This is a genomic window from Nocardia nova, from assembly GCF_002933465.1.
GTDB classification, from domain to species: domain Bacteria; phylum Actinomycetota; class Actinomycetes; order Mycobacteriales; family Mycobacteriaceae; genus Nocardia; species Nocardia nova_B.
Map to the genome: position 1 here is coordinate 1 of NZ_PSZE01000013.1, position 22,681 is coordinate 22,681.

23 protein-coding genes and 1 pseudogene are annotated in these 22,681 nt (G+C 67.1%); 11 read left to right on the top strand and 13 right to left on the bottom strand.

Annotated elements, in window-relative coordinates; all coding sequences use genetic code 11:
• A partial coding sequence (locus C5E41_RS17070; RefSeq protein WP_104376934.1) for a TIGR03857 family LLM class F420-dependent oxidoreductase occupies positions 1 to 847 on the bottom strand: 847 nt, incomplete at its 3' end.
• 84 nt (positions 848 to 931) lie between these two features.
• Here C5E41_RS17070 and C5E41_RS17075 point away from each other — a divergent pair.
• Genes C5E41_RS17075 through C5E41_RS17090 form a run of 4 tightly spaced genes read left to right on the top strand, consistent with a single transcriptional unit; the run spans position 932 to position 4,287 of the window.
• The gene (locus tag C5E41_RS17075) at positions 932 to 2,032 is read left to right on the top strand and encodes a phosphotransferase family protein (RefSeq protein WP_104363388.1); all 1,101 of its coding nucleotides are present in this window, start codon (positions 932 to 934) and stop codon (positions 2,030 to 2,032) included.
• Complete coding sequence (locus C5E41_RS17080; RefSeq protein WP_104363389.1) at positions 2,029 to 2,475, top strand: FAS1-like dehydratase domain-containing protein; 447 nt, start codon at positions 2,029 to 2,031, stop codon at positions 2,473 to 2,475. Before C5E41_RS17075 ends, C5E41_RS17080 begins: the two co-directional genes overlap by 4 nt.
• Entirely contained in the window at positions 2,472 to 2,918 is a 447-nt protein-coding gene (locus C5E41_RS17085) for a MaoC/PaaZ C-terminal domain-containing protein (protein ID WP_104376835.1), read from the top strand. Before C5E41_RS17080 ends, C5E41_RS17085 begins: the two co-directional genes overlap by 4 nt.
• Positions 2,919 to 2,952: 34 nt before the next feature.
• A complete protein-coding gene (locus C5E41_RS17090; RefSeq protein WP_063009693.1) occupies positions 2,953 to 4,287 on the top strand; it encodes a TetR/AcrR family transcriptional regulator in 1,335 nt (444 codons plus the stop codon).
• Positions 4,288 to 4,306: 19 nt separating this feature from the next.
• Here C5E41_RS17090 and C5E41_RS17095 read toward each other — a convergent pair whose 3' ends face one another.
• Positions 4,307 to 5,491: a CaiB/BaiF CoA transferase family protein gene (locus C5E41_RS17095; protein ID WP_104376935.1), complete on the bottom strand. Its 1,185-nt coding sequence runs from the start codon at positions 5,489 to 5,491 to the stop codon at positions 4,307 to 4,309.
• Positions 5,492 to 5,833: 342 nt separating this feature from the next.
• On the opposite strand from C5E41_RS17095, the gene C5E41_RS17100 reads away from it, so the two are divergent.
• Genes C5E41_RS17100 through C5E41_RS17115 form a run of 4 tightly spaced genes read left to right on the top strand, consistent with a single transcriptional unit; the run spans position 5,834 to position 9,613 of the window.
• Complete coding sequence (locus C5E41_RS17100) at positions 5,834 to 7,342, top strand: class I adenylate-forming enzyme family protein (RefSeq protein ID WP_104363390.1); 1,509 nt, start codon at positions 5,834 to 5,836, stop codon at positions 7,340 to 7,342.
• A gap of 24 nt (positions 7,343 to 7,366) precedes the next feature.
• Positions 7,367 to 7,672 (top strand): hypothetical protein, encoded by a 306-nt coding sequence (locus C5E41_RS17105; protein ID WP_104376836.1) that lies wholly within the window; start codon positions 7,367 to 7,369, stop codon positions 7,670 to 7,672.
• Positions 7,665 to 8,762: a CaiB/BaiF CoA transferase family protein gene (locus C5E41_RS17110; RefSeq protein WP_281260900.1), complete on the top strand. Its 1,098-nt coding sequence runs from the start codon at positions 7,665 to 7,667 to the stop codon at positions 8,760 to 8,762. The genes C5E41_RS17105 and C5E41_RS17110 overlap by 8 nt, the downstream gene beginning before the upstream one ends.
• Entirely contained in the window at positions 8,759 to 9,613 is an 855-nt protein-coding gene (locus C5E41_RS17115) for a crotonase/enoyl-CoA hydratase family protein (RefSeq protein ID WP_104363391.1), read from the top strand. The genes C5E41_RS17110 and C5E41_RS17115 overlap by 4 nt, the downstream gene beginning before the upstream one ends.
• A gap of 99 nt (positions 9,614 to 9,712) precedes the next feature.
• Here the strand turns inward: C5E41_RS17115 and C5E41_RS17120 are convergent, their stop codons facing one another.
• The 9 genes and pseudogenes from C5E41_RS17120 to C5E41_RS36205 form a co-directional block, all read right to left on the bottom strand.
• Positions 9,713 to 10,216 carry a nuclear transport factor 2 family protein gene (locus tag C5E41_RS17120; protein ID WP_104376837.1) on the bottom strand — a complete coding sequence of 168 codons (504 nt, stop codon included), beginning with the start codon at positions 10,214 to 10,216 and terminating at the stop codon, positions 9,713 to 9,715.
• A 96-nt stretch (positions 10,217 to 10,312) separates the two neighbouring features.
• On the bottom strand, positions 10,313 to 10,900 hold the full coding sequence (locus C5E41_RS17125; RefSeq protein ID WP_063009701.1) for a nuclear transport factor 2 family protein: 588 nt from the start codon (positions 10,898 to 10,900) through the stop codon (positions 10,313 to 10,315).
• A gap of 30 nt (positions 10,901 to 10,930) precedes the next feature.
• Positions 10,931 to 11,794, bottom strand: coding sequence for a 3-carboxyethylcatechol 2,3-dioxygenase (locus C5E41_RS17130; protein WP_181063283.1), 864 nt, complete (start codon positions 11,792 to 11,794; stop codon positions 10,931 to 10,933).
• Between the two features lie 64 nt (positions 11,795 to 11,858).
• The gene (locus tag C5E41_RS17135; protein WP_063009903.1) at positions 11,859 to 12,698 is read right to left on the bottom strand and encodes a mycofactocin-coupled SDR family oxidoreductase; all 840 of its coding nucleotides are present in this window, start codon (positions 12,696 to 12,698) and stop codon (positions 11,859 to 11,861) included.
• Between the two features lie 55 nt (positions 12,699 to 12,753).
• Complete coding sequence (locus C5E41_RS17140) at positions 12,754 to 13,965, bottom strand: CaiB/BaiF CoA transferase family protein (RefSeq protein ID WP_104363393.1); 1,212 nt, start codon at positions 13,963 to 13,965, stop codon at positions 12,754 to 12,756.
• Positions 13,966 to 14,014: 49 nt separating this feature from the next.
• A complete protein-coding gene (locus C5E41_RS17145) occupies positions 14,015 to 15,496 on the bottom strand; it encodes an aldehyde dehydrogenase family protein (RefSeq protein ID WP_104363394.1) in 1,482 nt (493 codons plus the stop codon).
• Positions 15,497 to 15,512: 16 nt separating this feature from the next.
• Positions 15,513 to 16,706, bottom strand: coding sequence for a thiolase family protein (locus C5E41_RS17150; protein ID WP_063009707.1), 1,194 nt, complete (start codon positions 16,704 to 16,706; stop codon positions 15,513 to 15,515).
• The gene (locus tag C5E41_RS17155) at positions 16,699 to 16,962 is read right to left on the bottom strand and encodes a Zn-ribbon domain-containing OB-fold protein (protein ID WP_372453252.1); all 264 of its coding nucleotides are present in this window, start codon (positions 16,960 to 16,962) and stop codon (positions 16,699 to 16,701) included. Before C5E41_RS17155 ends, C5E41_RS17150 begins: the two co-directional genes overlap by 8 nt.
• Before the next feature lie 9 nt (positions 16,963 to 16,971).
• Positions 16,972 to 17,154: pseudogene (locus C5E41_RS36205) on the bottom strand (zinc ribbon domain-containing protein); the annotation flags it as partial.
• A gap of 687 nt (positions 17,155 to 17,841) precedes the next feature.
• Here C5E41_RS36205 and C5E41_RS17160 point away from each other — a divergent pair.
• Positions 17,842 to 19,035, top strand: a complete 1,194-nt coding sequence (locus C5E41_RS17160; RefSeq protein WP_104376838.1) for an OB-fold domain-containing protein — start codon at positions 17,842 to 17,844, stop codon at positions 19,033 to 19,035.
• Positions 19,032 to 20,192 carry a thiolase C-terminal domain-containing protein gene (locus C5E41_RS17165; RefSeq protein ID WP_064909008.1) on the top strand — a complete coding sequence of 387 codons (1,161 nt, stop codon included), beginning with the start codon at positions 19,032 to 19,034 and terminating at the stop codon, positions 20,190 to 20,192. Before C5E41_RS17160 ends, C5E41_RS17165 begins: the two co-directional genes overlap by 4 nt.
• A 68-nt stretch (positions 20,193 to 20,260) precedes the next feature.
• Here C5E41_RS17165 and C5E41_RS17170 read toward each other — a convergent pair whose 3' ends face one another.
• On the bottom strand, positions 20,261 to 21,025 hold the full coding sequence (locus C5E41_RS17170) for a FadR/GntR family transcriptional regulator (protein WP_104363399.1): 765 nt from the start codon (positions 21,023 to 21,025) through the stop codon (positions 20,261 to 20,263).
• 269 nt (positions 21,026 to 21,294) lie between these two features.
• Here C5E41_RS17170 and C5E41_RS17175 point away from each other — a divergent pair, with 269 nt between their 5' ends.
• Positions 21,295 to 21,942 carry a TetR/AcrR family transcriptional regulator gene (locus C5E41_RS17175; RefSeq protein ID WP_104363400.1) on the top strand — a complete coding sequence of 216 codons (648 nt, stop codon included), beginning with the start codon at positions 21,295 to 21,297 and terminating at the stop codon, positions 21,940 to 21,942.
• Between the two features lie 11 nt (positions 21,943 to 21,953).
• Here the strand turns inward: C5E41_RS17175 and C5E41_RS17180 are convergent, their stop codons facing one another.
• On the bottom strand, positions 21,954 to 22,610 hold the full coding sequence (locus tag C5E41_RS17180; RefSeq protein WP_082976539.1) for a cysteine hydrolase: 657 nt from the start codon (positions 22,608 to 22,610) through the stop codon (positions 21,954 to 21,956).
• Positions 22,611 to 22,681 lie beyond the last annotated feature (71 nt).

Genomic DNA, 22,681 nt, shown 5'->3' on the forward strand with positions numbered 1-22,681 from the left:
CGCGTATGCCGGCCAATTGCGGATGTGCGCGCAGCACCGCGAGCTGGTCCGGGTCCCAATCATTGACCTGAGCGAGCTGCTCGCCGAATCCCGGAATCTGGTAGTAACTCACCGCCCGGCCGGCGACTATGGCAGCTTCCTCGGCCGGGGCCAGTCCCGAGGCGGTGACGACGGTGGCGCAGATTCGCACGGCATCGGCCGGGCGGCCCGCGGCCGCCGCGGCGGCGCGCACCAGTTGCGCGGACCGCGCCACCGCCTCGGGGGTCAGAAACGGATGCAGGATGACCCCGTCGAAATGGCGGCCGGCCAGCTCGAGCCCGCGCGGCCCGATGGCGGCGAGCAGCAGCGGGGGCACCGGCTGGTCGGGCACGTCGGTCAGGCGCAGCGCCGGGAAACTGCCGGCGGGCCCCTGGTAGCGAACCTTTTCGCCGCGACACAGCCGCCGGAAGATGTCGGCGGAGTCGGTCAGTGAGCGATTGGTCGGCACCGGCAGTCCCACCGACCGCCACATCGCGGCCACCGAGCGCCCGACACCCAGCACCAGGCGACCGTCCGACAGCGCCTGCGCGGTCATCGCCATCGACGCCAGCAACGCCGGATGCCGCGAGTTGAGATGCGTCACGCCGGCAGCGATGTCGATATCGCTGGTGACCTGACTGATCGCACCGAACAGCACGCCGAAGTCCTTGGCGCCCCAGCGTTCGCTGAGCCAGACCGTGCCAAGCCCGAGGCGTTCGGCCTCGGCCGCCTGGGTCAGCGCGGGCCGGGGATCGGTGACGCGGCCGGGAACGACATAGGCGCCAAGCCTGCCTGCCCGCTCGGCAGCACTGGATTTTTGTTCACTCATACCCATATTCTGACAGTAATGGTCAGTTTTTGGCCGACGCGGTCGAAGTCGGCGGCCGGGCCGTGCGACAGAGAGCGAGTTTCAGTGAGTTACACCGCCGAGCGAGGACACCTCGACGACCGGTCCCGCGGCGCGTTGACGGCGTGGGCGCGTACCCGTCTGGCACCGCCAGGTCACACCGGCTTGGAACTGTCGGAGTTCTCCGCCCCGGGCGCCGGATACTCCGGCAAGACCGTCTTCTTCACCGCCGCATGGACCGAAGCGGGCGGCCGGCGCGTACGCCGTGCGCTGGTACTACGCATGCAGGCACCCGATCATCAGCTGTTCATGGCCCCCGATGCCATCCGGCAGGCCGAGGTGATGCGTGCGCTGACCCGGTATGCGCCGATGCCGGTCATCACCGCCCAGGAGCCCGATCCCGGCGTACTCGGCACACCTTTCTACGTCATGGACCGCGTCGACGGGCGCGTCCCGTCGGACGTTCCGAGCTGGCACAAGGCGGGATGGACCGCCGACCTCACCCCGGATCAACGAAAACAGCTGTACGACAACGGGTTACGCGCGCTGGTCGCACTCCATGGAATTGCCGACCGTGCCACGATCGACGCGCTGGCCACACCCGGGCCCGGCACTGCCCTGACTCGCTACGTCGATCAGGTGCACCGCTGGTACCTCAGCGCCCGCGACGAGCTGGTGGTCGACCCCGAGGTGCTGGCCGCGGCGGTCGCCGAGTTGACCACCGACATCCCCGACACCGACGCCGAGGGCGTCGTCTGGGGTGATGCCCGGGTGGGGAATATGGCCTTCGCGGCGGACCTGTCGGTCGCCGCCCTGTTCGACTGGGAGGGCGCCACTACCGGACCGCCCGATATCGATCTGGGCTGGTGGCTGATGTTCGAGCGGTTTCTGTGCGAGAGCATCGGCCTGCGACGCCCCGAAGGCGTGCCCGACGATCCGGATATCGTGCTCCGCTACGAACAACTCGGTGGCCGACGAACCGGCGATATCGGCTACTACACGCTGCTGGCCGCCGTCGTCTTGACGCTGATCACCAACCGGCTCTCGGCCCTGCTGGTCCGAGACGGTCTCGACCCGAAGACCGCGCGTTCCTATCCGGCCGCCGCGCTGGAGCTGGTACGGCGCTACCTCGGCGAACGCATCGAACGAAGGAGTATCACACGATGAACGAACCTGCCCCGGTCGGCACCGTAGGCACGCCGTGGGAAGTGATCGTGGAGCGCGGAAAGATCCGCGAATTCGCTCGCGCGATGCAATCGGAGAACTCCGCCTACGAGGGCGCGGACGCGATCGTCCCGCCCACCTTCCTGATCACCGCCGGTCAGTGGGCGCCCCCCGGCGCGCGCGTCGACGTCGGATTCGACCGCGCCCGCCTGCTGCACGGAGAACAGGAATACATCTTCCACGGGCCGCTGCCACGGGCCGGAGATCACCTGACCGCGCGCGAAAAGGTGGTCGATCGATTCGAGAAACCGGGAAAACGCGGCGGTGTCATGCGATTCGCCGTGGTGGCCACCGAATTCCGCACCGGCGACGGGGAATTGGTGGCCGAGGCACGAGCAACATTCATCGAAACCGCACCCAGGGAGAAGAAGGAGAAGTCCGCATGACCACCCCGGCCGCCGCATTCGAGATCGGCACCACGGCCCCGCCGCGCACATTCGGCCCGCTGACCCGGCAGATGTTCGTACGCTATTCCGGTGCCTCCGGCGACCTGAATCCCATGCACTACGACGACACCATGGCGATCGCGGCCGGCTACCCCTCGGTCTTCTCCCAGGGCATGCATCAGGCGGCGCTGCTGGCGACGTTCGCCACCGATTGGCTGGGTGCGCACAACCTGCGGCGATTCGGCGTGCGCTTCCGCGAGCAGGTCTGGCCCGGCGACGTCCTCACCTGCACCGGCACGGTGACCGCGATCGAGCCGGTCGACGGCGGCCGCAGAGTAACCGTCGAACTTGCATGTCAACGTCAGACGGGCGGCACCGCCCTCGCCGGAACCGCGGAGTTCCTGCTCGACCACGGCCACGACACAGTGGTGGCCAGCACATGAAGCGCACGCGCGAGATCGACTAAAGTAGCCGTTGATGTCAGAGAACCGAATCCTTCGCCGGGCGAGCTACGGCCCGTCGAGCCCCGAGATCGGCACCCGGGGTACCACCACGCGGCGAAAGATCGTCGACGTCTCGCTTGTGCTGTTCGGTGAACTCGGCTTTTTCAACACCTCCGTGGATGCGATCGCCAAGGCGGCCGGGGTCTCGCGAGCCACTCTGTACCAGTATTTCCCGGGCAAGGACGAGATCTTCCTGGAGCTGATGGACGAGTGTGGCAGCGCACTGTTGCGTGTGACCCGCCGCATCGGCCCGCTCGGGCCCACCCCCACGGGTTTCGACAATCTGAACTGGTGGCTCGGCGAGTGGAGCTGGGTCTTCGAACGCTATTCGACGATGTTCGTGCAGTGGGCCAATGTGGCCGCCACCGAAAGCGTGGTGCAGCCGGAGATCGACCGTTTCGTCGGCAAATACCAGCATCAGCTGGCGAATCGCTTGGCCGACGCGGAACTCGACGGGCTCGACCCGGAATTCGCCGCGATGGCGATGATGGCGGTCGTGCACCGGGTGAATCTCTACCTGCACACCGACCGCGCCCACGGCCGCAGCATCGAATCGGTGGTCGATGCCCTGTCGGTCTTCCTGCAGCTGGTGTTCTTCCCGGATACACCCGCGAACGTCTTCGATACCTTGCCGCTGCGCGTCGACTCGGCGCAGGTCATCACTATCCCGCCGATACCGTCGGCGCGGGGAATAACGATCGAGGAACGCACGCGTGATCTCAGCACGCGCGCCCGGCGTACCGTCGAGCGGCTCGTAGCCGCGGGTGCGGCGCAGTTCGCAGCTCGTGGGTACCACCGCGCCAATGTAGACGATATCGTCGCCGCGGCCGGCTACGCCCGCGGCACTTTCTACAAATACTTCAACGAAAAGCAGGACCTGTTGCTCACGGTCAGCGCCGAGGCGGGTGCCACGGCGATCACCCTGGGCGACGAACTGCGTCATCTGCGCCCGCCCGCTGCCGACCCTGCCGCGTTCCGCGGCTGGCTGTCGAGATTCGTGGAGTTCGAGGCGGAGTTCGGCGGGGTCATCGATGTCTGGACCGAACGCGGGACCGAACGGTCGCTGGTCGCCGATCTGGCCGCCTATGGCGAAGCTATGACCGATTCCGCGATCCTGGATTTTCTCAGCACCGTCGATCGGCCCGACATTCCGTTCGATCCCATCGCCTCGGTGCTGATCTTCCGCGCCATCATGGAGCGGCTGGCCCGCGCGTCACAAGAGATCGAGACTCCTCTCGACCCCGAGCAGATCGTGGATCTGATGTCCGCGGTGATAGAGCGCGGATTCTTCTCGCGCGCCCGAAACTGACCTCGACGCAGCCCGGCGCTCAAATGGTGCCGGCGGAGCGGAACCGCTGAATCTCGGCCGCGGAGAAACCCAGTTCGCGCAGGACCGCCTCGGTATGGGCGCCGACGGCCGGGACGGGATCCATCCGGGGTTCCACGCCGTCGAGCGCCGCGGGCGGCAGCAGCGCTCGGATATCACCGCCGGGAGTATCCACCTGGCGCCAGCGATCGCGCGCAGCCAGAACCGGATGCTCCCATACCTGAGTCATATCGTTGATCCGGGCGGTCGCGATGGCCGCCGATTCCAGGCGCGCTATCAGCGCCTGGGTGGTGAGGCTGTTCGTCACGGCGGCGATGATCGACTCGAGTTCGTCGCGATGGGCCACCCGGCCGGGATTTGTCGCGAATCGCGGATCGGTGATCAGCTCCGGCCGCTCGAGCACCTCGGCGCACAGTCGCTGCCATTCCCGATCGTTCTGCACCGCCAGCAGGACCGTCCCGCCGTCACCGGCGGTGAACGGGCCGTAGGGCGCGATGGTCGCGTGCCGGGCCCCGGTCCGCACCGGGGCCGTGCCACCGTAGCGGGCGTAGTAGAGCGGCGAGCCCATCCATTCGACCAATGCTTCGAACAGCGATACCGACACCGCCCGCACCCGTCCGGTCGTGGCCCGGGTGTACAGGGCGGTCAGGATGCCGGAGAACGCGAAACTTCCGGCGGCGATATCCGCCACCGAGATACCGGCCTTCGCGATGTCGGCGTCCGAACCGGTCACCGACAGCAGGCCCGCCTCCGCCTGGACCAGCAGGTCGTAGGCCTTGCGCGACTGCCAGGGTCCGTCACCGCCATATCCGGAGATTCCGCACGGAATGACAGTGGGATACCGCTGCGCCAGCCGGTCGACGCCCAGGCCCATCCGGGCCACCGCACCCGGCCCGAGATTCTGCACGAAGATGTCGGCACCAGCGAGCAACCGGTGCAGCACCTCCCGGCCGTTCTCGGATTTCAGATCGAGCGTCAACGATTCCTTGGACCGGTTGAGCCAGGCGAAGTAGCTGGACTGGCCGAGCACCGTGGTGTCGTATCCCCTGGCGAAATCCCCTGCACCCGGTCGTTCGATCTTGATCACCCTGGCCCCGAGGTCGGCCAGCTGCCGCGTGGCGTACGGGGCCGCGACCGCTTGTTCCAGGCTGACGACGACCACGCCTTCCAGCGGCAATTCGTCCATCGAATTCTCCCTGCTCATTCGGTGCGAGCGCTTGGTGGCCGAAGCCTCCGCGATGGCACTCGAAATGACATGCATTGTCAGATCGACACTATAGAATGTCGTATAGGGCTGGCAAGAATGACCGGACGACAGCCTACTGTGCGCAGTATCAGGGGATTTCGACTGAGAGCAGCAGTAGTCGACCAATATAGACAAGCTGTCAGATCATCGCTTACTGTGGTGTGACACAGACCCCCCTAACACATCATCTGGTCGTGCCGGAAAGCGCCGGTCCCGGCACCGGTTCGCCCGGTCGGCCCGCGCGGAAGAGGCCGCACCGAACTATGCCGATCGGAACACACGATGACGATCTCCCTCCTCCTCGACATGGCGGTTGCCGCCAATCCGGACCGCGTCGCCCTCACCGCGGGTGACCGGTCGCTGACCTACCAGCAATTCAGCGATCTGGTCCAGGGCGTCGGCTCCGCATTGCGCCGATCCGGCGCCGAGCACATCGTCTATCTGGGCGGCTCGGGTGTCGAACTGCCCGCACTGCTGTGGGGCGCCGCCCACGCCGGAATCCCGTTCGTCCCGGTGAACTACCGGCTCGAGGCCGGCCGGCTGGTCCGGCTCATCGAGCGGGTCGGCAACGCACTCGTCGTCGCCGCTCCGCGCTACGCCGAGTCGGTCGCCCACGCCGGTGCCACCGTCGAGACCACGGACGCATTCTTCGCGCGCGCGGCGACCGGTGCGCTGCCGATCGCCGACGTCGATCCCGAGAGTCCGGCGGTCATCCTGTTCACCAGCGGAACCACCTCGGAGCCCAAGGCGGTCCTGCTGCGTCACAGCAATCTGCTCAGCTACGTCATGGGCACCGTCGAATTCGGTTCGGCGGATCCGGCGGACGCCACGTTGGTGAGTGTGCCGCCGTACCACATCGCGGGGATCGGAACGATCCTGACGAACTTCTACGCGGGCCGCCGCATCGTGTACCTACCCGATTTCGACGCGCGGGAGTGGTTGCGCCTGGTCCGCGAGGAGGCCGTCACCTCGGCCATGGTGGTGCCCACCATGCTCGACCGGATCGTGTCCGCGGTGGACGGGGCGGTCGCCGACACCCCGGCGCTGCGATCGCTGTCCTACGGCGGCGCGCGCATGCCGCGCCCCACGCTGGAGGCGGCGCTACGAGCATTCCCCGGTACCGGATTCGTCAACGCCTACGGTCTCACCGAAACCAGCTCGACCATCGCACTGCTGGGCCCCGAAGACCACCGGGCCGCGATGGACAGCGACGATCCCGCCGTGCGCGCCCGGCTCGGCTCGATCGGGCGTCCGGTGCCCGATATCGAGATTCTCATTCGCGACGCCGACGGCAGTCCGGTGGCTCCCGGCGAACAGGGTGAACTCTGGGTTCGCGGGCCACAGGTCTCGGGCGAGTACATGGGCTCGGGCTCGGTGCTCGACGCGGAAGGCTGGTTCCCCACCCGCGACCTGGCCTATCAGGATGGCGAAGGCTTCTTGTACATCGTCGGCCGCAACGACGACACGATCATTCGCGGCGGCGAGAACATCGCCCCGGCCGAAATCGAGGACGTCCTCATCGACCACCCGGCCGTGCGCTCGGTCGCGGTGGTCGGAATTCCCGATGAGCACTGGGGCCAGGCGATTCTCGCCGCCGTGGTCCCCGAAGGCGATGAGCTGCCCGACCCCGAGCAGCTGTTCGAATTCGTGCGCTCGCGGCTGCGTTCTTCACGCACGCCCGACCACCTCGTCTTCCGCAGCGAGCTGCCGGCCACCCCGACCGGAAAGATCCTGCGCAAGGACATCGCCGCCGATTATCTCGCGGACGCGGCCGCCGATTCGGTCCGCTGATCCGCACCCCGGAAAGGAGTAGCAATGGTAAAGCCCGGAACCCGGTTACGGAGTCAGGTCTGCAACACGGAGGTGATCGTGGTGCGCGCCGGTGACAACGCCGGGGAATTGCGTTGCGGCGGGGCGCCGATGGTCGATCTGGACCGGCCTCGGGAATCGGGGGCGAGCCCGGCCGCGGAGTTCTCCGGCGGCACCCTCATCGGCAAGCGCTACGTGGATGCCGAGGGCACCATCGAGGTGCTGGTGACCAAGCCGGGCGAGGGCTCGCTGTCCCTGGGCGACACCGCGCTGTCGGTCAAGACCGCGAAACCCCTGCCCGCCAGTGACTGACCTGGTACAGGCAGGCGGTGCGGGCCCCTTGGCCGGTGTGCGAGTGGTCGAGCTCGCCGCCATCGGTCCCGCACCGCACGCCGCGATGACACTGGCCGATCTGGGTGCCGACGTGGTGCTGATCGACCGCCGATTTCCCGGCGCGACCGGCCACCGGCCCGCTCAGCAGCGCGGGCGCACCCTGGTCGAAGCCGACCTCAAGCACCCGGCCGACCGTGAGCAGATCCTGTCCCTCATCGAACGAGCCGACGTGCTGCTCGAGGGTTTCCGGCCCGGGGTCACCGAGCGCCTCGGCATCGGGCCGCGGGTTGCGTTCGAGCGCAACCCGCGGTTGATCTACGGCCGCGTCACCGGCTGGGGACAAACCGGTCCACGCGCCCAGCAGGCCGGCCATGATCTCAACTACATCTCGATCACCGGACTACTGCACGCCGTGGGTCGTGCGGATCAGCGGCCGGTTCCGCCGCTGAACCTGTTCGGCGATTTCGGTGGCGGCTCGATGTCGCTGGTCGTCGGCGTGCTGGCGGCACTGGTCGAGCGGCAGCGTTCCGGCCGGGGCCAGGTCGTCGACGCCGCGATGGTCAACGGGGCCCCGGCGCTGGGTCATCTGCTGTGGTCGATGCGCGCCTCCGGACGCTGGTCCGATGAGCGCGGCACCAATATCTTCGACGGTTCCGCGCCGTTCTACGACACCTACGAATGCAGCGACGGACGCTATGTCGCGGTGGCGGCGCTGGAGCCGAAGTTCTATGCCGAACTGCTGCGAATCCTCGATCTGGAGCCGGAAACCCTGGGCCCGCAACGAGATCCGGAAGGCTGGGTGAAGATGCGCAAGGTCTTCGCCGAGAAGTTCGCGACCCGCTCCCGCGACGATTGGGCGAACATGTTCGACGGCACCGACGCGTGTGTGACACCCGTGCTGACGATGACCGAAGCCCAGGACGACGAGCATATGCGCGCCCGCGGCGTATTCGTCGACATCGACGGCGCGGTGCAACCGGCACCCGCGCCGGTGTTCTCCCGCACTCCCCCGGCCGTCCCCGCACCACCGCCGCGGTGGCCGGTGGACATCGCATCAGTATGGAAATGACTCCGCCGCACGGCGGACCGGAAAAGATAGGGACCCAGGTGACCAATAGCCAGACCGAGGTCGCGGCGCCGACCGTTCTCGTCGAACGCCACGGCCATGTCCTGCTCATCACGCTCAATCGCCCGCAGGCCCGCAATGCCCTCAACGCCGAGATGTGCGTCCGGATCGGCGACGCGCTGGAAGCGGCCGACCGCGATCCGGAGATCCGCGCGGTCGTGCTCACCGGCGCCGGCGACAAGGCGTTCTGCGCCGGCGCCGATCTGAAGGCCATCTCGCGCGGGGAGGCGGTGATTCCGGAGGGGCGCGAGCACTGGGGACTGGCCGGTTACGTCTCGCATCCGATCAGCAAGCCGACCATCGCCGCGGTCAACGGTCCCGCCCTCGGTGGCGGGACCGAATTGGTGCTCGCCAGCGATCTGGCGATCGCCGCCGACACCGCGAGCTTCGGCCTGCCCGAGGTGACCCGCGGGCTGATCGCCGGTGCCGGTGGCGCGTTCCGGCTACCCACCCGGCTGCCGCAGGTAGTGGCGTTGGAGCTGCTGCTCACCGGCGATGCGATCAGTGCCGAGCGGGCCCTGGAACTGCATCTGGTCAACCGCGTGGTCCCTGCGGGGCAGGTGCTCGAGCAGGCGCTGGATCTGGCCCACCGGATCGCGGACAACGCACCGCTGGCGGTTCAGGCCACCAAGCGCATCGCCCTCGGGCAGAGCAGCGCCGGCGAGCGCCCCGGCGAGGATCGCGGCTGGGCCGCCACCACTGCGGAGTTGACCGCAGTCGCCTACTCCGAGGACGCGCAGGAGGGCCCGCGTGCCTTCGCCGAGAAGCGCAAGCCGGTGTGGAAGGGACGCTGACCCCCGCTGACTGTCGCCCCAGACCTCGACGACACGAAAAACGCTGGGTGCCCGGACATTTCGTCCAGGCACCCAGCGTTTTCCGTCTGCCGCGAAATCTCAGCGACGGGTGTCGGGGACGGGCCGGGCCCAGTCGACCCACGGGCCCCAATCGCGCGGTGCGGCCGGTTCCCGCACCGGCCCGGGCTGCTCACGGGCCCGCAGATATTCGCGGACGAACTTCTTTCGCTCCGGCAGCAGCCACCAGCAGTCCATGCCCGACCAGTGGCCGTCCCCGGCGTAGGTGAGGATCGTCGTCGAGGTGAATTCCGCGGCGATACTGCCCCCATCGGGGCGGTCCGCGCGATGCACGCTGCGGAAGACGACGCGGTCCCCGTCGGCGGCGTACCAGACCAGCGGTGAATAGACCGGAATCGAGCCGGCCAGACTCGACTCGACCAATTCCCGGATCGCCTCGGGGCCCACGGCGGCGCCCCGGTGCGGATCGTGGTATTTCGCATTTGCGGTGAACGAGTCGGCCCAGCCCGCCCAATCCCCGTGTATCGGGCCGGTCGAGTAGAAATGCCGGAAAGCGGTGTCGATCTCACTGCCCAGTTGTGTCATCGGTCAATTCCTCCACCAGGTCTCGGCCACATCTCGACGGCCCCAATTCGCCGGCACTGCGGTCCGACGCGGCCGCCATCCAGATGGCGCTGCAATTCAATGGCTCCGCACGCCGAAATCGATATCGGCGATACCGGAGAAGGGAACGAAACCCTCGCGGGTCACCCACGACGGTTCGGCGACGTGACCGGGTTCGGGACGCGCCCACGACACCCATGGTCCCCAGTCGCGGCGGCTCAAACGCTGCTGCGGGGTTTGCGGATACGCGTCGAGTGCGCGCTGATATCGCGCGGAGAAATCGGCCATCTCGCCAGTAGCCCAGATATCTTCCTCCGAACGCCACCGGCCGCCGCCGGCGTATTCGATGATCTGCAGCGACGGGAAGTCAATCGGCGCCGCACCCGGTTCCGGATTGTCGGCGCGATTGGCGATCTCGTACACCACCCGGCCGCCGTCGATCAGATACCACTTCAGCGGGCTGTACACCTGCGGGGCGGCGCCCATCGTCCCCTCCAGGAACCGCACGATTTCACCGGGGCCGGTGAACCGGCCGTAGTAGTGATCGGTGTAGACGGCGTCGTCGGTGAACAGATTCGCCCACGCCTGCCAGTCCTCGTAGACCAATCCGGTCATCACATAGTTGCGGAATGCGGCCTCGACCTCGCTCCGGTCGAATTCAGCCATCGTGCCCCTCCTTGTTCCGGCGGATGCCATTCATCCGCGCGAGATAGCGAGCCCCATCCCGGTGATCCATTTCTCCACCGGTTCGTAGCAGACGCATTCGAACGGCTTCCCGGCACCGGCCGCGCCCGCGGCCATCCAGGTCCGGACCTCATTGGCCCCGACACCGGCCTGTTCGGTGGCGACAGCGGCGAGCTCGGCCAGCCGGGTGGCGTCCCAGGTGGTCAGCGCGTCGAGGAAGGCGCGGTCCCACTCGGGCCGGATCTTCTTCTCGGCGGCGGCGTAGCCCGCGGCGATGATGCGCGCCCGTTCCTCATCGCTCATATCGTGGGTATCGACCTCCAGGCTCGGCGGGGAGTGCGAGAGCCCGCCGGTGCCGATCACCAGCACCCGCTCGTCGAGACCGTCGAGGAAATTCCCGACGGCGGCGCCGAATTCGAGTACGCGCCTCGGCGTCGGCAGCGGTGCCGTGGCGCAGTTGATCGGCACCGGAATCACCGGATAGGCGGCCAGGCCCTCGGTGAGATCGCGCAGCGGCTGTGCGAACGCGTGATCCAATTCGATATCGCGGCATACCGTGATATCGAATCCGGCGTCGAGCAGATGGTCCGCGAGCCCCCGCGCCGGCTCGGGCGGCACCCGCAATGCTCCTGCGGGCTGACCCGCCTCGGCCATGATCGAGGCACTGAGCGCGACCGCGAACGACGGCACCACCTTGCGGAAGGCGCGACGATGGTCACCGCCGAAGAGCACCACCACATCCGGTGCGAATTCCTCGACAAGGGCGCGTACCCGCACCAGACCATCCCGGAACTCTTTGCCGTAGACATGTTCCACATCGCGCATCATTCCCGGACTGTGGCTCGCGCAGACGATCAGCCGATCCGGCCCCGACATATGAACTCCTTACTCTGTTCGTCGCACGTGCGTACGGCGGTGACCGCCCACGTGCGGCGTGGTTCTAGCGTCGAGTCGCCATTCCCGCATCGACGTTGAGGGTGCTACCGGTGAACGAGCGCCCCGACTCCGTGATGAGAAAAACAATGGCCTCACTGACATCGCGCGGCTCGATCATCGGCAGGTCCGGTAACAGGGTCTGCATGGCATTGGCCAGGTTCGGATAGGCGCCGAGCACATTGAACAGTTCCGGGTTCTGCGTCACCATTGGTGTCGCGCAATTGGTCGGCGCGACACCGTTCACCCGAATGTGGTACTGGGCAAGGTAATTCGCATACTGGCGCACCATTCCGGTCAGCGCGAGTTTCGCCATACCGTAGGCGTCGTCACCGCCCGTTCCGTTGCCGAGTCCCAACATGGCCGCCATCGAACTCGTCACCACGATATTGCCGTCCCGGTGCCCCTGCTCGCCCCGCTCGATCAGATGGGGCAAGGCGACACGAACCGTATTCCAGGGCCCGATCAGCAGCAGATCGATACCGGCGCGAAACACCTCGGCGGCATCTCTCTCGCCGGTATTGCTCAGCAGCACACCGGCATTGGCCAAGACGGTGTCGATATGACCGAACCGTTCGACGCCTGCGTCGAATGCGGACTGCAACGACGTGAGATCGCGGATGTCGGCCTTGCGGGCGAGCATGGACCGCCCCGTCTGCTCGACCAGTCGCACGGTCTCGTCGAGGTCTTCGGAGGTGCCGAGTTTGTATGGTACGAGGTCGATATCGGCGCAGATATCGATGCCGACGATGTCGGCGCCCTCCTCCGCGCACCGAATCGCATGCGACCGGCCCTGACCGCGCGCGGCTCCGGTGACGAAGACGACCCTGTCTTCCAGCTTGCCCACTGCCTTGCCCATTTCTCTTGTCGCGGTAGTGATTCGGCGCCTGAAGGCGGCCAGATCAGATGACGGCCCCGGACTCCTTCAGGGCGATGATGCGGTCCCAGTCCAGCCCCAGTTCCTGCAGCACGTCGTCGGTGTGCTCCCCGTGGCCGGGCGCCGGGCGCAATGCCGCGGGTGTCTCGTCGAACTGGACGGGATTGGCCGCCAGCGCGAAGGTGTTTCCGTTGGCGTCGGTCACCTTCGGCAGATAGCCGTTGGCCGTCACCTGCGGATCATCGTGCAGTTCGAGGGCGGATTCGAAGGCATCCCACACCCCGTCGAAATCCTCCAACTGCTTGCGCCAATACTCGAGCGGTTGAGCTTCGAAGGTCCGGCGCAGTTCTGCGGTGCATTCGCGGCGGTTGGCGAAACGAACGCGAGCGTCGGCGAATCGGTCGTCGGAGACGAGATCGGACCGGCCGATGCGCGCACACAGATCGGGCCAGAATCGGTCCGACTGCAGCAGCACCAGTGCCAGGAACCGATTGTCCTGGGTGCGATAGATACTGGTCACCGGGTTCGGCATTTCATCGAGGTCGTATTTCGGGATGTTCGAGCCGATCACCTTGGACCCCACCACATCCGGACCGAGCTGCCACAGTGCGGTTCCCAGTAGTGATACGTCCACAACCGAGGCCTGCCCGGTGCGCTCGCGCCGGAACAGGGCGGCCGCGACACCGCCCGCGATGGCGAAACCTCCGAAGACATCGCCGAAGGCCGGCCGCTGGATCGGCGGATAGCTGCCGTCACCCGCGGCCAGCGCGTCACCGATGCCACCGCGCGCCCAGTAGGCCGCGAGGTCGAATCCGCCGCGATCGGCCTGCGGTCCCTTCGGCCCGTAACCGTGCCCGCGCGCGTAGATGATCTTCGGATTGCGCGCCCGGATCGCGTCGAGGTCGACGCCGAGGCGCTGCTGAGACCCGGGCAACAGATTCGTCGCGAAGACATCGGCCTGTTCGACGAGTTTGTACAGGATTTCCAGTCCTTGCGGGTTGGCGACGTCGAGTCCGACGCTGCGCTTCCCCCGGTTGGGCTGCTCGATGAAATGGTTGACCCCGGTCGCCCCGGCCACCACCCCGGAATTGACCAGTCCGCGCTGCGGGTCCCCGGTCTCCGGGTGTTCGATCTTGATGACGTCGGCGCCCCAGTCGGCCAGCACGGCGCCCGCGGACGGCACAAATGTCCACGCCGCGAGTTCGACGACTTTCACACCTTCGAGAATCGGCTCCATTGATCGGAGTCCTTTCTTCCTGCTCGTTCCGGAACAACCCCGCGAGGGATCAGCGGAATCCGACAACCTTTGTCTGGAGGTACTGTTCGAAACCTTCGCGACCGTTCTGGCGGCCCAGACCGCTCTGCTTGTAGCCGCCGTACGGTGAATCAGCGCCGTAGAACATTCCGCCGTTGACCATCAGCGTGCCGGTGCGGATGCCACGAGCGATCGCGTCGGCACGTTCGGGGTCGCCACCCCACACCGAGCCGGACAGCCCATACGGGCTGTCGTTGGCGATGCGGATCGCATCGCGGTCGTCCTCGAACGGGATCACCGAGAGGACCGGGCCGAAGATTTCCTCCCGCGCGATGGTCATCGTGTTGTCGACGTCGGCGAACACCGTGGGCTGCACGTAGTAGCCCTGCGAAAGATGCTCGGGGCGACCGCCCCCGACGGTGATCCTGGCGCCTTCCGACTCGCCCTTGCGGATGTAGTCGAGCACACGGTCGCGTTGGCGCGCGTTGACCAGCGGGCCGGAGAAATTGGCCGGATCGGTGGGATCGCCGTACGCGATACCACCGAATGTCGCGGTCGCGATCTCGACCGCTTCGGCGTAGCGGCTGCGCGGCACCAGCAACCGGGACGGTAGCGCACATCCCTGACCGGCGTGCATGCAGGCGATCATCGACTGCGGAATGACGGCACCGAAATCCGCGTCGTCGAGTACCACCATCGCGTTCTTGCCGCCGAGCTCGAGGAAGGTCCGTTTCAACGTCGCCGCCGACAACTCGACGATGCGTTTGCCCACGCCGGTCGAGCCGGTGAACGACACCATATCCACGCGCGGATCCACCAGTAGCTGCTCGGCGACTCCGTTGTCGGAGGTCGTCACCACGTTGAACACACCCGCCGGGATGTCGGTCCGCTCCGCGACGAGCCGGCCGATGCGGGCCGCGCCCCACGGGGTGTCCGGGGCAGGCTTGAGAACGACGGTATTGCCGGTGGCCAGGGCCGGTCCGATCTTGTTGAGCGCCACTTCGATCGGAAAGTTCCACGGCACGATGGCCGCGACGACGCCGATCGGCTCCTTCACCACGCGACGATGACTGACCGCGCCGAACAGCTCGGTGTCGGGAAGCGTTCGCTCCCACTCGAAATCATCGATGAGTTCAGCTGGATAGGCGATCGCGTCGGCCAGTGGCCAATCGAGCTGGGCCATATAGGTGATCGACACCGGCGATCCGGCTTCGGCGACGAGCTCGGTACGGAAGGCTTCCTTCTCGTCCTGCAGAGCCTCGTGCAGCTGACGCAGGCAGTGTTTGCGGAATTCGCGATCGGTGGCCCAGACACCGTCGTCGAATGCCGTCCGCGCCGCAGCGATCGCACGATCGACATCCGCCGCGCCGGCGTCGGCGGTATCGCCGATGACCTGCTCGGTCGCCGGATCGATGTTGTCATAGCGCGCGCCCGAGGCGGCATCGGTCAGGACGCCGGCGATCAGCATCCGCGCTTCTCCGCGGGTGATGTGTGATGTCGTGGGGGCTGTCATGATCTCCGAGGACCTCTCAATCACGCCGGCTGAGCAGCATGGCCCCGGCGACAGGGCCGCCGCCGACCGCCACCGCCACGAGCTCCGGAGTCTTGGGCGCCTGCCGATCGCCACCCTCACCCCACAGCTGGACGCAGGCTTCGTGCAGGAATCCCATGCCGTGCAGGCGGCCACCGGACAGCTGGCCGCCACTGGTGTTGAGCGGCAGCTCCCCGTCGAGAGCGATGCGATGCCCGCCCTCGACGAATTCACCGACGCGGCCGCGCTCGCAGAATCCCAGCGCCTCGAGCCACTGCACGGTCAGGAAGCTGAAGCCGTCGTAGAGCTGGGCCATATCGACATCGGCCGGGCGCAGGGTCGTGCGCTCCCACAGCGTCGTCGCGGCATCGTGCGCCGCCATCGTCGTGATGTCGGCGCGCTGGTCCCAGGTCGCGCGTTCGAACATGCCGGTGCCGACGGATTCGACTGTCAGCGGCGGCTTCGGCAGACCGGCGGCGGCCTCGCGCCGGGAGATGATCACCGCGCTGGCCCCGTCGCAGGGCACATCGCAGTCGTAGAGGCAGAACGGATCGGAGATCATCCGCGCCTCGAGGTAGTCCTCGAGCGACATGGGGGTGCGATAGACGGCGTCGGGATTGAGTCCGGCGTTGGTCCGGGCGTTCACCGCGATGGCGCCGAGCTGTTCGCGGGTGAGACCGAAGTCGTGCATATAGCGCTGGGCGGCCATAGCCAGCCAGTTCGCCGCCGACACCGCGCCGAAGGGGCCGAAATATTCCAGGTGATCGGGCAGCCGGCCGCTCCCGAACAGTACCGATGCGCGCCCGGCGGTCTGCGCGGTCGACTCCCATACCGATCGATACACCAGCACGTGGTCGGCCAGCCCGGTGGCTACCGCCATACAGGCATCGATCGCCGGGCCGATCTGCCCCGCGGTCTCCATACTGCTGGTGAACCACCGGCTGCGCAGTCCGAGTGCGTTGCGCAACTCGTGCACAGTGGCCCCGGAGAAACCGGGATCGGGTACGCCCGGACCGGGATAGCTGGCCACCCCGTCGATATCGTCGGGCTCGAGGCCCGCATCGGCGATGGCCCGCAGGGCGGCCTCGACGGTCAATTCCAGACCGCTGCGGCCAAGACGCCGCCCGACCTGAGACTTGCCGGCGCCGGTCACTACGGCCTTGCGTCCGAACAGACCGCTCGGCTCACTCATCGCTCACTCCTGCCGCGGGACGGAACAGCGGAAGCCAGACGTCGTCCCACTGCTCGAAGAACACCTCGACCTCGAGGCCGACCGACACCGTCTCCGGCACCACCCCGACCACATTGCTCACCACTCGGACATCGGGCTCTTCGGCCAGTTCGATCATCGCCACGACATAGGGCGGCGGAAATCCCGGAATCCAAGGCTGGCGATTGACGGTGAACGCGGCCACCCGGCCGCGGCCGGAAACCGGTTCTGGGACCACATCGGTGCTCCGGCAGCGGAAACACGCCGCCGATCCGGGATGAAACCACCGCTGGCAACTGCGACACCGGTAGATCAGCAACCTCCCGTCGCGGCCGCCGGTCCAGAATGGTTCCGATACCGCCGTCGGCGCCGGCAGCAGCCGCACCTCCGGCCGCACGTATTCGACCGCGACCGCACCACCGTGCGACACACCCTCGGCCTGTTCCAACAAATCCAGTCACATCCCGTGTCCATGCGGCACGTCGTCACGATCGGCCGCAACCACTTGATCCTCTTCACTGTAGAACTGATCTGACAGTAGCGTCAATATTGCGCAGTGACTTTACGACGGTAAAGCGCGATGATTTTCCGGCGCCGCAGGGAGTAGTCTGACACTGCGTCACTAATCCGCCACGCCAAAGACAGGCCGGTCGGCCCGGCGGGGCCTGCGCGAGCAGACGCACCGGAACAACCCCATGGCACGTGTCGGCGGTGCAGCCTTGGCGACATGATAGGAGCGCAGCGCCCGGCGTCGGATCCAAACAGGAATAATCGTAATAACACCACAATTATTTAGCTGTATCAGTCCCGAGGTTGCCGTGCGGCACCTCGACCGGACCGTCCAGCTCGCCCCAGCAACCCCCGCGTACGCCGTAAGGGATCACGCTGCGGCCGGTAGCGTTCTCGATCTCGGCGGCGCCAGCCGGCGCGAGTCGACAGAGGAGCCGCTCTCGCGCGGCTGCGTGAGTAGGCCGGCGCGCCCTCGGTTCACGGCCGCACCGCTCGACATCCGCGCCGATCCGCATCGGCACATCGCACCCCAATGTAGTATAAATAGTTAGTTAAATATGCTACTTCGAGCGCCCTTAGCGCCGACGACCGAACAGGGGTTGTGGCAATGAGTTGGATCAGTTCACTAGGCACTTACCTGCCGCCATGGGGAACTGCGCAGCGGCGCACCGCCGGGGACGACGAGGATGCGGTCACGATGGCGGTCGAAGCCGGGTGCGCCGCCCGGCGAGGCGGCGGACAGATCGCCCGGGTCACCCTGGTCACCAGGGACTTTCCGCTCTTGGAGGGCGGTAGCGGAGCAGTCTTGCTGGCAGGACTCGGACTCGATCCCGACATCGAGGTCACCGAGCGCATCGGCGGCGCCCCCGCGGCGCTGGACGCGATCGCCACCGCGCGCCCGCGCACCCTGGTCATTGCCGTCGATCTGGAACCGGCCGGCGCCGCCGCGGCGGTGATCGGCGAGACCGGTCTCACCGTCCGTCCGGTGGCCCGGCTGGCCCGCAGCCTTCCGGTCCGGACCCGTGACGCCGGGGGCGTGACCCGTGACTACGGGGATCCGCGCCTGCTGCGCGAACGCGGAATCCTGCGATCGGTGCGGACCGCTTGGCCAGGTGAGGTGAGCGCGGTTGCTGGAGTGGATCACAAGACGGCCACCGCGCTGTCGAGTGCCACTGCGCCGCAGCTGCCGACGACAGGCGCGTCCGCGGCCGTGTTCGCCCTGGCTCGGATGGCCGAAACCGGCACCGAGGGTGTACTTCTCGGTGTCGAACAGGCGACGGTGAGCGGTCTCGGCGTGGATGGCGGTACCGCATCGGTGGTGCGCAACGAACTCCAGGCGCGCCCCGTTCCGCGCCTCGTCCGGGCGCCGGGCCTCGACATCCCCATCTCGCTGGCCGCCTACGAGCGCGCCTTCGATGCCAAGCTGCGCTGGCAGGCCTCGCGCAACCCCGCCACCGGCGCGCTGGATTTCCCGCCGCGGCTGTCGATCGACACCGAGGGCCGCCTCGTCGAGCCGGCCGAGCTGGTGGAGTTGCCGCGCACCGGAGCCGTCTACACGCAAGTCACGGTGCACGTGCCCGTCCCCGGCCTGCCCAGCCCGTATTCACTGGTCATCGTCGAACTGGACGGAGTCGCGGTGCGCGCACTGGCGAAAACCACTGCCGCCGAATCCGGTTCGGTCGGCATCGGTGACCGCGGCCGCATGGTCCTGCGCCGGGTCGCGGTGCGTTCGGGCGTTCCCGACTACGGGTACGCCTTCATCCCCGACACCGCGCAACACACACAGAAGGAGATCGCATGAGAAGGGTCGCGATCGTCGGGGCGGGAATGACACCGTTCGGCGAACATTTCGGGCTGGGCATCAAAGATCTGCTGCCGATGGCCTTCGCGGAGTGTATCGCGAACGTGGACAAGGGCATCGCTCCCGCCGAGATCCAGGCGGCCTGGTTCGGCGAGCTGTCCACCACCGACGGCTTCCCGTCCGGGATCCTCGCCGACAGCTGCGGCCTGCTCGACATCCCGATAACTCGAGTCGAAAACGCCTGCGCCACAGGCAATGACGCGGTGCGCAACGCGCTGTTCGGGATCGCGTCGGGCGCCTTCGACACCGCCCTGGTGATGGGCGCCGACAAGGTCCGGGAGTCCGCGAGCAAGGACACCTTCTGGGAATGGGCCGGGATGACCCGCGATATGGCGTGGGACTATCCGCTCGGACTGATCGCCCCGGCGAATTTCGCGCTGCACGTGAGCCGCTATCTGCACGAATCCCCCGCCACCCGCGAACATATGGCGATGGTGGCGGTGAAGAATCACCGCCACGCGGTGCCGAACCCGAAAGCCCAACTGCGGCAAGAGATCACCATCGAGCAGGTACTCAACGCGCCGATGGTGGTGGAGCCGTTCGGCCTCTACGACTGCACACCGCAGAGTGACGGCGCCGCGGCGCTGGTGCTGGCCGCCGAGGATGTGGTGGACCGCTATACCGATCGACCGGTGTGGATCCGGGGCGTGGGCCTGGGCGTCGATCGGGTGATGCATCAGCACAAAGCCGATATGACCACCTTCCCCGCCACCGTGCGCGCGGCGAAGGCCGCCTACGCCATGGCGGGCCTGACGCCCGGCGACATCGATGTGGCCGAGGTGCACGACTGCTTCACCGGTGTGGAACTGATCAGCTACGAGGACCTGGGATTCACCGACCGGTTCGGGGCATACAAACTCATGGAGTCCGGCGCGACGACGATCGGCGGATCACTGCCGGTCAATCCCAGCGGCGGACTGAAGGCCAAGGGGCACCCGCCGGGGGCCACGGGCGTGGCGCAGTGCTTCGAGATCTTCGAACAGCTGCGCGGTAGCGCCGCCAACCAGGTCGACGGCGCGCGGATCGGCTTGGCGCACAATATCGGCGGCCCCACCGCGGTCTCCGCGGTCACCGTCCTCGGACGGGATCGGGCCTGACCCGAGCGGGACCCGATCGCGCTGCTCGCCCCGGCCGCGTCCCCACCGGCGCGCGGCCGGGCGGCGGCCTAGGGCAGCACGTCGAGGACCGACTCCTCCGGATCCTCGATCATGAAGTTCTTGACCTGGGCCAGATGTTTACGCCAGAAGGTTTCGGCCTTGACGGCGTCCTTGTCCCGGATCAACTGCACGAGTTTGACGTGTGCCCGGTGCGCTGCCGCGGCCTTGGATTCGGCGCCGGTGTCACCGCGGTGCTCACGCAGGAAGTTCTCGACATGGCTTTCGATGATCGTCGAGACGATGTCGAGCAGCACGATCATCGTCTGATTGCCCGCCAGCTGCATCAGTGTGCGGTGGAATTCCAGGTCGTATCCCTTACCGAAGGCCAGCGGGTCACTCAGCAACGCTTCGCCTTTGGCAAGCATGTCGTCGAGGGCTCGCAGGTCGGCCGCGGTTCGCTTGCGCGCCAACGTGGCCACCGCTGCCACCTCGAGATTGGCCCGGGCCTCGTGCACGTCGGCGAGGGTGGCCTTGCGGTACTGCAGCAGGGTGCCGGCGTAGCGAGCGGCTGCGGATACGTCGGGCATCATCACCCGGCCACCACCGCGCGCACCGCGCCGCACCTGAATCACCTGTTCGGACTCCAGGATTCGGAATGCCTCGCGCAGGGTGGGACGCGACACGCCGAATCGCTCCATGAGTTCGGTCTCCGATGGCAGCGCATCGCCCTCGCGCAGTTCACCGGTGACGATCTGACGGCGCAATTGGGCGGCCACCATCTCACCGGCCTTCGGCACGCGGACGACCGACGTCGACAGTGGCATCGCAGACATGAATTCCTCCGGTATGGGTCAGCTGATACCACTATTATCACCTATCCACCTGTATCCGGCGCCAACCGACCGTGATCCGGCCCATGGGTCGAACCATCGATCAACGGGTACTGCCGCACCTCGACACCGGCGCAGATCCCGCCCTCGACCGGCCGAGTCGATGACGGAAGCGCCCGAAATGCCAGAGTTGACAAAACTGTCCGGATTGCCTGCCCGCCCTGGCGCGCACAGCCGGATCCCACGCCGGAATCTCCTAGACTGGCCCCATCATGAACGATTCATCGGCGCCCGCACTCGACGACGACGACAGCAGCCGGACCGACGACGGCACCGGCGACCTGCGGCTGGGCGCACGCGCGGCCCGCACCCGCAACGCCATCCTGGAGGCGTCCAAACAGCTGTTCCTGGAACGCGGCTATTCGGGCACCCGGATCAACAACATCACCGATGCCTGCGGGATCTCGCGCGCCGGTTTCTACACCTACTTCCGCGATAAGCGCGAAATCTTCAACACCCTGGGCGAGGAGACTTATCACGAGTTGCTCGACGTGGTCGCGCGCTGGGACACCATTCCCCAGCCGTGCACTCGCGAGGACGTCGAGACCTGGGTGCGCGGCTATTTCGCCTTCATGGACAAGCACGGGGCCTTCATCCTGTCGGCCCAACCGGGCCCTTCCGACGAAGATGTCAAGATTGCCAGCACCCGGATGCAGATGCGGGTGGTGTGGCTGCTCGGGATGAATCTGCGCAACCGCCAGCGCCACCCGGCCGCCGCACCGGAGGCGCTGGGACTGTGCGTCCAGGCCATGCTGGACCGATCCTGGTATCTGAGCCACACCCAGCAACAGCTGCCGGTGGATCCCGACGACATCGTCCGCACCGCAACCGATTTCCTGATGGCGATCCTGACCGCCTGAGCCCCGTCCGGTTACGCGCGCAGAGCCGACGCGGCCCAGGCGGTGGTCAGGTCGTCGACGGTGACGATATCGGCCAGCATAGCCATCGTATTGCGCAGCACCTGCTCGGCGTACTCGGCCGGGGTGCCCATCACCGCGTCGCGCGCGACCACCACCCGGAATCCCTCCTCGCTCGCATCGGCCGCGGTCAACGGCAGGGCCACATTCAGCGAGACCCCCGCCAGCACCACAGTGTGAATTCCCATGCTGCGCAGCACCGGAAGAAGTTCCGTACCGTGTGTGGGCGAGAGGCCCTGATGCCGGCCGAGCACGAAGTCGGCCGGATCCAGCAGCTCCGCGACGACTTGGGTGGACGGGTCCCCCGGCCCCCACCCGCCGGCTCGGTCCAGTGCACGCCACAACGGCGCCTGCCCGGGCCCACCGGCACCGAGGAATCCTTCGAACGTCGCGTGCACCACCGGGATACCGGCAGTCCGGGCGCCGGCCAGCAGCCGCGCGATGCCCGACACGACGGCCCGTACATCGGCGGCCAGCGCAGGAAGAACCGACTCGGGCCCGATCACGCCGTTCTGACATTCGACGCATACGACGGCGACTCCGGTGGGATCGGCCCCCGCCCGGGTGGCGCGGGCGCTGGATCCACTTCCGCTACTCTTACTTGACGTCATCGTCAAACACTATCGAAAGTGGGTTCTTGTTTGTGTAGCAACAGGAGATTTTCGTAGGATCCCGCCCATAC

Bases quoted from the DNA above. Each gene is read 5' to 3' on its own strand.
- C5E41_RS17080 (WP_104363389.1), top strand. From the start codon at position 2,029: ATGAACGAACCTGCCCCGGTCGGCACCGTAGGCACGCCGTGGGAAGTG.
- C5E41_RS17085 (WP_104376835.1), top strand. From the start codon at position 2,472: ATGACCACCCCGGCCGCCGCATTCGAGATCGGCACCACGGCCCCGCCG.
- C5E41_RS17090 (WP_063009693.1), top strand. From the start codon at position 2,953: ATGTCAGAGAACCGAATCCTTCGCCGGGCGAGCTACGGCCCGTCGAGC.
- C5E41_RS17095 (WP_104376935.1), bottom strand. From the start codon at position 5,491: ATGGACGAATTGCCGCTGGAAGGCGTGGTCGTCGTCAGCCTGGAACAA.
- C5E41_RS17100 (WP_104363390.1), top strand. From the start codon at position 5,834: ATGACGATCTCCCTCCTCCTCGACATGGCGGTTGCCGCCAATCCGGAC.
- C5E41_RS17105 (WP_104376836.1), top strand. From the start codon at position 7,367: ATGGTAAAGCCCGGAACCCGGTTACGGAGTCAGGTCTGCAACACGGAG.
- C5E41_RS17115 (WP_104363391.1), top strand. From the start codon at position 8,759: ATGACTCCGCCGCACGGCGGACCGGAAAAGATAGGGACCCAGGTGACC.
- C5E41_RS17120 (WP_104376837.1), bottom strand. From the start codon at position 10,216: ATGACACAACTGGGCAGTGAGATCGACACCGCTTTCCGGCATTTCTAC.
- C5E41_RS17125 (WP_063009701.1), bottom strand. From the start codon at position 10,900: ATGGCTGAATTCGACCGGAGCGAGGTCGAGGCCGCATTCCGCAACTAT.
- C5E41_RS17130 (WP_181063283.1), bottom strand. From the start codon at position 11,794: ATGTCGGGGCCGGATCGGCTGATCGTCTGCGCGAGCCACAGTCCGGGA.
- C5E41_RS17140 (WP_104363393.1), bottom strand. From the start codon at position 13,965: ATGGAGCCGATTCTCGAAGGTGTGAAAGTCGTCGAACTCGCGGCGTGG.
- C5E41_RS17145 (WP_104363394.1), bottom strand. From the start codon at position 15,496: ATGACAGCCCCCACGACATCACACATCACCCGCGGAGAAGCGCGGATG.
- C5E41_RS17150 (WP_063009707.1), bottom strand. From the start codon at position 16,706: ATGAGTGAGCCGAGCGGTCTGTTCGGACGCAAGGCCGTAGTGACCGGC.
- C5E41_RS17160 (WP_104376838.1), top strand. From the start codon at position 17,842: ATGAGTTGGATCAGTTCACTAGGCACTTACCTGCCGCCATGGGGAACT.
- C5E41_RS17165 (WP_064909008.1), top strand. From the start codon at position 19,032: ATGAGAAGGGTCGCGATCGTCGGGGCGGGAATGACACCGTTCGGCGAA.
- C5E41_RS17170 (WP_104363399.1), bottom strand. From the start codon at position 21,025: ATGTCTGCGATGCCACTGTCGACGTCGGTCGTCCGCGTGCCGAAGGCC.
- C5E41_RS17175 (WP_104363400.1), top strand. From the start codon at position 21,295: ATGAACGATTCATCGGCGCCCGCACTCGACGACGACGACAGCAGCCGG.
- C5E41_RS17180 (WP_082976539.1), bottom strand. From the start codon at position 22,610: ATGACGTCAAGTAAGAGTAGCGGAAGTGGATCCAGCGCCCGCGCCACC.